The sequence below is a fragment of the Rhizobacter sp. genome, from assembly GCF_031412495.1.
In the GTDB taxonomy this organism is placed as follows: domain Bacteria; phylum Pseudomonadota; class Gammaproteobacteria; order Burkholderiales; family Burkholderiaceae_C; genus Schlegelella_A.
In genome coordinates, this window is record NZ_JANODC010000438.1 from 1 (window position 1) to 7,971 (window position 7,971).

Genomic DNA, 7,971 nt, shown 5'->3' on the forward strand with positions numbered 1-7,971 from the left:
GGAGTTCCGCCAGGCCGGGGGCGACTACCTGAGGAAGTCCGAGGGCACGGGCCTCGGCCTGGCGCTCGCCAAGCGCTTCGTCGAGCTGCACGGCGGCACGATGCGCGTCGAGAGCGAGCCCGGGCGGGGCTCGACCTTCGCGTTTATCCTTCCGGAGCGCGTGATGGAGGCCGTATGAGCACGATCCTGATCGTCGAGGACAACGAGAAGAACATGAAGCTCGTGCGCGACATCCTGCGCCACAACGGTCACGCGACGATCGAGGCCCAGACCGGCAGCGAAGGCGTCCGCCTCGCGCTCGAGCAGCGCCCGGCGCTGATCCTGATGGACATCCAGCTGCCCGACATCGACGGCATCGAGGCGCTGCGCCGCATCCGCGAGGACCCTGTGCTCGACGGCGTCGCCGTGATCGCGGTGTCGGCGTCGGTGATGCCCGACGACCAGCAGAAGATCGTCCGCTCGGGCTTCGACGCCTTCGTGACCAAGCCGATCAACCTCAAGCAGTTCCTCGACACCGTGACCCGCTTCCTGGCGCAAGGGCGAGCGGCACCCGGCCCATGAGCGGCACGGCTGCGGCTGCGGCGAAGATCCTCGTCGTCGACGACGTCGCGCTGAACGTCAAGCTGCTCGCCGACCTGCTCGGGGCCAAGGGCTACCGCACCTGCACCGCGACCTCGGGTGCCGAGGCGCTCGCAGTCATCGCCGCCGACGGGCCCGACCTGGTCCTCCTCGACGTCATGATGCCGGGCATGAGCGGCTACGAGGTCTGCCGCACGGTTCGCGCCGACCCGCAGCACGCGATGCTGCCCATCGTCCTGGTCACCGCGCTCGACCCGGCGGAGGAGCGCGCGAAGGGGCTCGACGCCGGTGCCGACGACTTCCTCAGCAAGCCGGTCAGCCAGGCCGAGCTGCTGGCCCGCGTCCGCTCGCTGCTGCGCATCAAGTCGCTCTACGACGAGCTGCGGCAGCAGCGCAGCGAGCTGGCCGAGCTCAACCGCACCCTCGAGGCGCGGGTCGCCGCCGGGGTGGAGCAGCTCGAAAAGGTGAGCCGGCTCAAGCGCTTCTTCTCGCCGCAGCTCGCCGAGCTGATCGTCGCCGGCGGCGCCGACGATCCGCTGCGCAGCCACCGGCGCGAGATCACCGTGGTCTTCCTCGACCTGCGCGGCTTCACCGCCTTCACCGAGACCGCCGACCCCGAGGACGTGATGGGCGTGCTCGGCGAGTACCACGCCGCGATCGGCGCGCTGGTCCTGCAGCACGAGGCCACGCTCGAGCGCTTCACCGGCGACGGCATCATGGTCTTCTTCAACGACCCGGTGCCGGTCGCCGACCCGTCGCCGCGCGCCGTGCGCATGGCGCTCGAGATGCAGCAGGCGATCGGGCGCCTGGCCGACGGCTGGAAGCGGCGCGGCCACGCACTCACGATGGGCGTCGGCGTCGCCCAGGGCTTCGCGACCATCGGCGGCATCGGCTTTCCGGGGCGCATCGACTACGGCGCGATCGGCACCGTCACCAACCTGTCGGCGCGGCTGTGCGGCGAGGCGAGCGGCGGCGAGATCCTGGTCTCGCAGCGCGTCCGCGCGCTGCTCGACGACCTCGAGTTCCGCTGCGAGCCGGCGGGCGAGCTGGCGCTGAAGGGCTTCCACCGGCCGGTACCGGCGTTTCGGGTCACGAACGGCGTGTAGATTCAGGTCGTCCCGTGTTACCCGGAAAGGTGTACCTCCTATGCCTACCCGCCGTCAGATCCTGGCGACCGGCCTGACCCTCGTGCCGGCCACCGGCGCAACGGTCGCGATGGCACAACTTGCGGGCGCCGGTCTGCCACGCGTCGGGCTCTTGCTGGCGGAGTCGGTGTCGCTCCAGGCCACGCGGGTCGCTGCCTTCCGTGCCGGTCTGATGGATCTGGGGCTCATCGACGGCAGAACCATCAGGATCGAGATGCGATCGGCCGAAGGGCACTACGACAGGCTCGCCGCTCTTGCCGCGGAGCTCGTCGCCGCCAGGGTCGACGTCATCGTCGCCTTCGGGATCAAGGCGCTGACCGCGGCGTGGTCGGCGACGCGCAGCATACCGATCGTGATCCCTGCGACCAGCAGTGACCTGGTCGCGATGGGCTACGCCAAGACGCTCGCCCGCCCCGGAGGCAACGTCACCGGCTCGACTTCCTTCGGTCCCGAGATCATGGCCAAGCGCCTCGAGCTGCTGAAGGAGCTGCAGAAGCCCGTCGCGAGGGTCGGCGTGCTCGTCAATCCGGCGAACTCGAGCTTCGGACCGGCCCGGGCCGAGATGGACGCCGCCGCGCGGCAGATGAAGGTGACGCTCGTGCACCAGGCCGTCAAGGCAACGTCCGAGTTCCCGACAGCGGTCGCGGCCCTGGCGCGGGCGGGCGTGCAGGCCATCGTCGTTCAGGACGACACCCTCTTCAACGAGGTGAACTCGAGAGAGATCGCTGCGCTGTCGTCGCAGCAGGGCTGGCCTTCGATCGGAAGCGTGGGCTTGGCCGAAGCGGGCGGCACGATCGGCTACGGCCGGTCGAACGACCTCTACCGCCAGGGAGCCCGCTTCGTCGAGGCGATCCTCCGGGGCAGCAAACCCGCAGACATGCCCATCGAGCAGGCGAGTCGTTTCGAGCTCGTGATCAACATGAACAGCGTGAGAGCCCTGGGCATCAGGGTGCCGCCGTCGATCGCTGCACGGGCCGACCGAACGATCGGCTGAATCGCTTCGAAGCTATGCCACGGCGAGAAGCACCGCGAAGCCGATCCCTGCCGTCAGGAGGACGCAGGTGAGGCCGAGGAGAGACAGGAAGCTCGGGCCTTCGCCGGGGTCCTGCAGGGAAGATTCCGAAAACGGGTTCATGCGGCGACGATAAGGGCGGCGTCGCTCTGCGCGACACCCCGTGCGCATGAAAACCGCAGCAGTGGGACATGCTGCACGCCGCGTGCGGCGGCGGGCATACTGCCCGGCCATGGCGACCCTGCACGTCTCCGCATTGCGGCAGCGCCTGCGCGAGCTCGGCGCCCTGCCCGTGCACGAGGAACGCGTGCTCCGGCAGTGGTCGCGCGCCGAGCCGCAGGCGCACGGACCCCGGCGCCCCGAGGACTTCCTGCCGCGCGCGCTCCGCGCCGCCCTGCCGGCGCTCGAGGTCGAGCTGCGCGCCCTGGCCACCCTGCGCGCCGACCACGCCGGCGTCGACGGCTCGCGACGCCTCCTCGTCGGCCTCGTCGACGGCCGCTCTGTCGAGGCCGTGCTGCTGCCGCGCGGCGGCCTTTGCGTGTCTAGCCAGGTCGGCTGCGCCGTCGGCTGCGTGTTCTGCATGACCGGCATCGGCGGCCTCGAGCGCCAGCTCGGCAGCGCCGAGATCGTCGCCCAGGTCGCGCTCGCACGTCGCCTGCGGCCGGTGCGCAAGGTCGTCTTCATGGGCATGGGCGAGCCGGCGCACAACCTCGACGCCGTGCTGGAAGCGATCGACCTGCTCGGCACCGGCGGCGGCATCGGCCACAAGGAGATGGTGTTCTCGACCGTGGGCGACCGGCGCGTGTTCGAACGCTTGCCGCGCGGCCGGGTGAAGCCGGCGTTGGCCCTGTCCCTGCACAGCACCGATCCCGCCCTGCGTGCCCGCCTGCTGCCGCGCGCGCCGGCGATCGCGCCCGACGAGCTGGTCGGCCTCGGCGAGGCCTATGCGCGAGCCACCGGATACCCGGTGCAGGTGCAGTGGACGCTGCTCGACGGCGTCAATGACCACGCTGGCGAGATCGAGGGCCTGGTGCGCCTGCTCGCCGGCCGGCTCGCGGTGCTGAACCTGATTCCGTACAACGCCGTCGACGGCCTGGCCCTGGCCCGACCGACGGCCGAGAAGTCGCGCGCGATGGCCCGCGAGCTGCACCGGCGCGGCATCCTCACCAAGCTGCGCTGGTCGGCGGGGCAGGACGTGCAGGCCGGATGCGGGCAGCTGCGCGCGCGCCATGACGGCAGCGAGCGCCAGCGGATCGAGATCGTCGCGCTCCAGGCGTCGTCTCAGTCCGGCTGCCGGGTCGGTGGTCGATCGGTGTCGGGCCCGGACTCGATCGCGTAGAGGTGGATCGGTGCGGCGCGGCCGCACTTCGCCGAGGAAGCGATGGATCGCATTCGGACCGATCTGTTCGGCAAGGCGCGTCGAGCCGATGACGTCGATGAACAGGAAGAACCGCTCCTCCATGCGGGAACGGTGGCAGCGGCCGAGCACGATGTCGCGCAGGGCCCGTTCCCCGACCCAGCCGGCCCACCTGGAGGACGAGGATCGCCAGAACGACGAGCAGGAAGGTGCGCGCCATCCGCGGCACGACCGGCGTCGCGATGTGCTCGGAGACGGCCGCGGAGAGCTCGGGCCCGAGCCATGCGTAGGCTGCGAGCGCTCGCCAGCCCAGGCCGCCTCCGACCACCAGCGTGATCGCACTGGCTTAGACGACCGACTTCACTGCGAAAGTTGAAGAGGAAGGGCATGCGCTCGAGCGCATGACCGAGGCGCGTGGGCGACAGAAAGATCTCGATCCCGAAGATCGCCGACGATGGCGACGCCGTTGATGACGCCGGCGACGGCGCCCGGCACCGGCGTGTCGGGAAACGCGGCTCCGGTTGTGCCGCCGAACACCGCGCCAGCGGCGGCACCCCAGGCCAGTGCGAAGGAAAAGCGCGACCCTGCGTCTTGTGCCCGGCCTCATCGTCGAAGTCCTCGGGTAGGCACCACGACGCTGACGTTCGTGTGCTGCGCCGGGCTTCAGCCCCCGCGCATCCGCAGCAGCCGCGCCGCCTCTTCGTCACGCGCATCGCCCACCACGCGCAGCACGCCGGCGACGTCGACGGGCCCCTGCCTGTCATCGAACCGGCCGGTGAGCGGCGTGTCGGGCTGCAGCACGCCGCGGGTGTAGAGGGCCCAGATCTCGGCCCCGTACCGGGTCGCGAGCAGCTCCGGGGCGAAGCGCCCGAAGAAGTCGCGCAGGTTGCCGACGTCGCGCAGCAGCATGCGCTGCGCGTGGTTGTTGCCGGCCGCGTCGACGGCCTGCGGCAGGTCGATGATCACCGGGCCGTCGGCGGCGAGCAGGATGTTGAACTCCGACAGGTCGCCATGGACGACGCCGGCGCAGAGCATGCGCACCACCTCGCGCATCAGGGTGGCGTGGTGCGCACGCGCCTCGTCGGCGTTGAAGGTCACGTCGTTGAGGCGCGGCGCCGCATCGCCGGCGGCGTCGACCACCAGCTCCATCAGCAGCACGCCGTCGTGGAAGTTGAGCGGCTTCGGCACGCGCACGCCGGCGGCGGCGAGCCGGTAGAGCGCGTCGACCTCGGCGCTCTGCCACGCCGCCTCCTGCGCCTCGCGGCCGAAGCGCGTGCCCTTGGCCATGGCGCGCGCCTGCCGGGTGTTCTTGACCTTGCGGTTCTCGGTGTAGTCGACGGCCTGGCGGAAGCTGCGCTGGGTCGCTTCCTTGTAGACCTTGGCGCAGCGGGTCTCCTCGCCGCAGCGCACGACGTAGACCATCGCCTCCTTGCCGCTCATGAGCTGGCGCACGACCGAGTCGATCAAGCCCTCCTCGAGCAGGGAACGCAGGCGCTGCGGCGCTTTCACGGCCGGCCCGGCCGACCGGCGCCGGCGGTTTGGCTGGCCCGGGCGACGTCGCCGGCGCCGTCGCCATCGGCGAGCCAGGCGGGCTGGGGCCACTCCTGCAGCTCGGCGACGCGGCGGACGACCCAGGCCGCCTCCGCATCGCTGAACGCGCCCGGGTCGGCGCGCAGGCCGTCGTGGCAGCGCTGCAGGGCTTCGCCGATGTCGTCGCCGTCGTGGTGGCGGGCAGCGAGAAAGGCGGCAGCGTGCAGGGCGACGTCTTCGCACAGCTCGTGCCGGGCCTCGATCTCGGCGCGCGGGCGCAGCGCCCGGCCATGCCGGGAATGCAGGGTCAGGAAGGACTCCGGGACGAGCGTCTGGTTGTGGTCGTAGTGATCGTGCATGGAAAGTGAAGCTAGACGAGGCGCGCGCCGGACAGCTCGTCCTTGAGGTAGGCGTAGTAGATCGGTGCGGCGATCAGGCCGGCGATGCCGAACAGGGCCTCCATGAGCAGCATCGCCAGCAGCAGCTCCCACGATCGGGCCCGGATCTGGGTGCCTACGAGCCGGGCGTTGAGGAAGTATTCGAGCTTGTGGATCACGACCAGGTAGATCAGCGAGCCGAGCGCCACGAACGGCGACACGCTCAGGCTGACGACGACCACCACGACGTTCGAGATCAGGTTGCCGAAGACCGGGATCAGGCCGGCGACGAAGGTCACGACGATCATGGTCTTGACCAGCGGCAACTGGATGCCGAGCAGCGGCAACACGATCGCGAGATACAGCGCGGTCAGCGCGGCGTTGACGGCGGCGATCCGCACCTGCGCGAAGACGACGCGCCGGAAGGCCTCGCCGAAGCGGGTGGCCCGACCGGCGAGCGCGCTGGCCAGCGGGCGGTGGGCGACCGGTGGGTCGGCCTGCCGCAGGGCAATGAGCGCACCGATGACCATGCCGATCACGATGCGCACCAGGATGCGCGTCCCCTCCTGCCCGAAGCTGCGGACTTCCGCCAGGTGGACCTTCAGCCACGCCAGGATGGTGCCCTGGAGGCCGTCGGCATCGGTCGGCAAGGACATGACGAGCCACGCCGGAAGCAGGCCGCGCCAGCTCTGGATCACCTCGGCCGCCTTCTGCAGCAGCTGCACGTAGCCGCCGGTTTCGCTGCGGAAGAACAGCACCGATGCGAACGTCGCCAGGCTGAGCAGGCCGACCACCACGGTGGCGAGGAGCGCGATGGCGACCAGCCTGGCGCGCCGCTCGCGCACGATGCTCAGGCGCAGGGTCAGCACGTGCACCAGCTCGAAGACCAGCAGGCCGGCGAGCAGCGCGGGGAGCAGGTCGAAGCGCAGGACCAGCAGGAGCAGCGCTCCCGTGATCAGCCAGGCGGCGAGCACGAAACGGCCCGGCGGCTCCTCGAGGGTTTCAGCCATGGGGAGGTTACTGCGGGCGGGCGCCCCTTCGGCGTCGGGAACGTGCATGGCGGCTGGAGCCTACACGGCTCAGTCACTTTCGCTCGGGCGCATCCGGCGAGTCACCTATCGAAGCGATTGATAATGTCATTTGGTTCTGATGTGTCGATAGTCGAAACTAATGCATGCCGGCGTGCGCCGGGCGACCACGGAGAATCGTCATGACCCCCGAACCCAGATGTCCCTTCCACCAGACCGCGGGCGGCGGCACCACGAACCGCGACTGGTGGCCAGACCAGCTCCGTGTCGACTTGCTTTACCAGCACTCATCGAAGTCCGATCCGATGGGCGCCGGGTTCGACTACGCCGAAGCGTTCGGGAGCCTCGACTTCGCGGCGCTCAAGGCAGACCTTCACGCGTTGATGACCGACTCGCAGGATTGGTGGCCGGCCGACTACGGGCATTATGGACCGTTTTTTGTCCGAATGACCTGGCATGCGGCCGGAACATACCGTATCGGCGATGGCCGCGGCGGAGCTGGAAACGGCGAACAGCGATTCGCTCCGACAAACAGCTGGCCCGACAACGGCAACCTCGACAAAGCCCGTCGCCTACTCTGGCCAATCAAGCAAAAATATGGCCGCAAGCTCTCGTGGGCAGATCTTTTTGTCCTGACCGGCAACGTCGCGATGGAAACGATGGGCTTTAAGACGTTTGGCTTCGGTGGCGGACGCGCCGATGTATGGCAACCACAGGAAGACGTATATTGGGGATCCGAGGGCGAATGGCTCGGAAACAAGCGTTACACGGGTGAACGCGATCTTGAGAATCCGCTAGCAGCCGTGCAGATGGGCTTGATCTACGTCAATCCCGAAGGTCCGGACGGAAACCCTGACCCGCTTGGCTCCGCTCGCGATATCCGCGAGACATTTGCCCGCATGGCGATGAATGACGAAGAAACCGTTGCTCTGACAGCCGGGGG

At 69.5% G+C, this 7,971-nt stretch carries 10 protein-coding genes; 6 read left to right on the forward strand and 4 right to left on the reverse strand.

What is annotated here, in order from left to right; translation table 11 throughout:
* The 4 genes from AC30N0_RS16325 to AC30N0_RS16340 form a co-directional block, all read left to right on the forward strand.
* A partial coding sequence (locus tag AC30N0_RS16325; RefSeq protein WP_489518961.1) for an ATP-binding protein occupies positions 1-178 on the forward strand: 178 nt, incomplete at its 5' end.
* Positions 175-561: a response regulator gene (locus AC30N0_RS16330; RefSeq protein WP_489518953.1), complete on the forward strand. Its 387-nt coding sequence runs from the start codon at positions 175-177 to the stop codon at positions 559-561. The genes AC30N0_RS16325 and AC30N0_RS16330, both read left to right, overlap by 4 nt.
* Positions 558-1,685 (forward strand): adenylate/guanylate cyclase domain-containing protein, encoded by a 1,128-nt coding sequence (locus tag AC30N0_RS16335; protein WP_489518954.1) that lies wholly within the window; start codon positions 558-560, stop codon positions 1,683-1,685. The genes AC30N0_RS16330 and AC30N0_RS16335 overlap by 4 nt, the downstream gene beginning before the upstream one ends.
* 40 nt (positions 1,686-1,725) lie before the next feature.
* A complete protein-coding gene (locus AC30N0_RS16340) occupies positions 1,726-2,718 on the forward strand; it encodes an ABC transporter substrate-binding protein (RefSeq protein ID WP_489518955.1) in 993 nt (330 codons plus the stop codon).
* A 12-nt stretch (positions 2,719-2,730) separates the two neighbouring features.
* Here AC30N0_RS16340 and AC30N0_RS16345 read toward each other — a convergent pair whose 3' ends face one another.
* A complete protein-coding gene (locus tag AC30N0_RS16345; RefSeq protein ID WP_489518956.1) occupies positions 2,731-2,859 on the reverse strand; it encodes a hypothetical protein in 129 nt (42 codons plus the stop codon).
* A 118-nt stretch (positions 2,860-2,977) separates the two neighbouring features.
* Between AC30N0_RS16345 and AC30N0_RS16350 the strand changes: the two genes are divergently transcribed.
* Entirely contained in the window at positions 2,978-4,075 is a 1,098-nt protein-coding gene (locus AC30N0_RS16350) for an RNA methyltransferase (RefSeq protein WP_489518962.1), read from the forward strand.
* Between the two features lie 681 nt (positions 4,076-4,756).
* Here the strand turns inward: AC30N0_RS16350 and AC30N0_RS16355 are convergent.
* From AC30N0_RS16355 to AC30N0_RS16365, 3 genes are read right to left on the reverse strand one after another with little or no spacing between them, the layout of a single operon-like run.
* Positions 4,757-5,602, reverse strand: coding sequence for a PA4780 family RIO1-like protein kinase (locus tag AC30N0_RS16355; RefSeq protein WP_489518957.1), 846 nt, complete (start codon positions 5,600-5,602; stop codon positions 4,757-4,759).
* Positions 5,599-5,982 carry a hypothetical protein gene (locus AC30N0_RS16360; RefSeq protein ID WP_489518958.1) on the reverse strand — a complete coding sequence of 128 codons (384 nt, stop codon included), beginning with the start codon at positions 5,980-5,982 and terminating at the stop codon, positions 5,599-5,601. The genes AC30N0_RS16355 and AC30N0_RS16360 overlap by 4 nt, the downstream gene beginning before the upstream one ends.
* 11 nt (positions 5,983-5,993) lie before the next feature.
* The gene (locus AC30N0_RS16365) at positions 5,994-7,010 is read right to left on the reverse strand and encodes an AI-2E family transporter (protein WP_489518959.1); all 1,017 of its coding nucleotides are present in this window, start codon (positions 7,008-7,010) and stop codon (positions 5,994-5,996) included.
* 200 nt (positions 7,011-7,210) lie between these two features.
* On the opposite strand from AC30N0_RS16365, the gene AC30N0_RS16370 reads away from it, so the two are divergent.
* The coding region (locus AC30N0_RS16370) for a peroxidase family protein (RefSeq protein WP_489518960.1) at positions 7,211-7,971 on the forward strand (761 nt) is incomplete at its 3' end.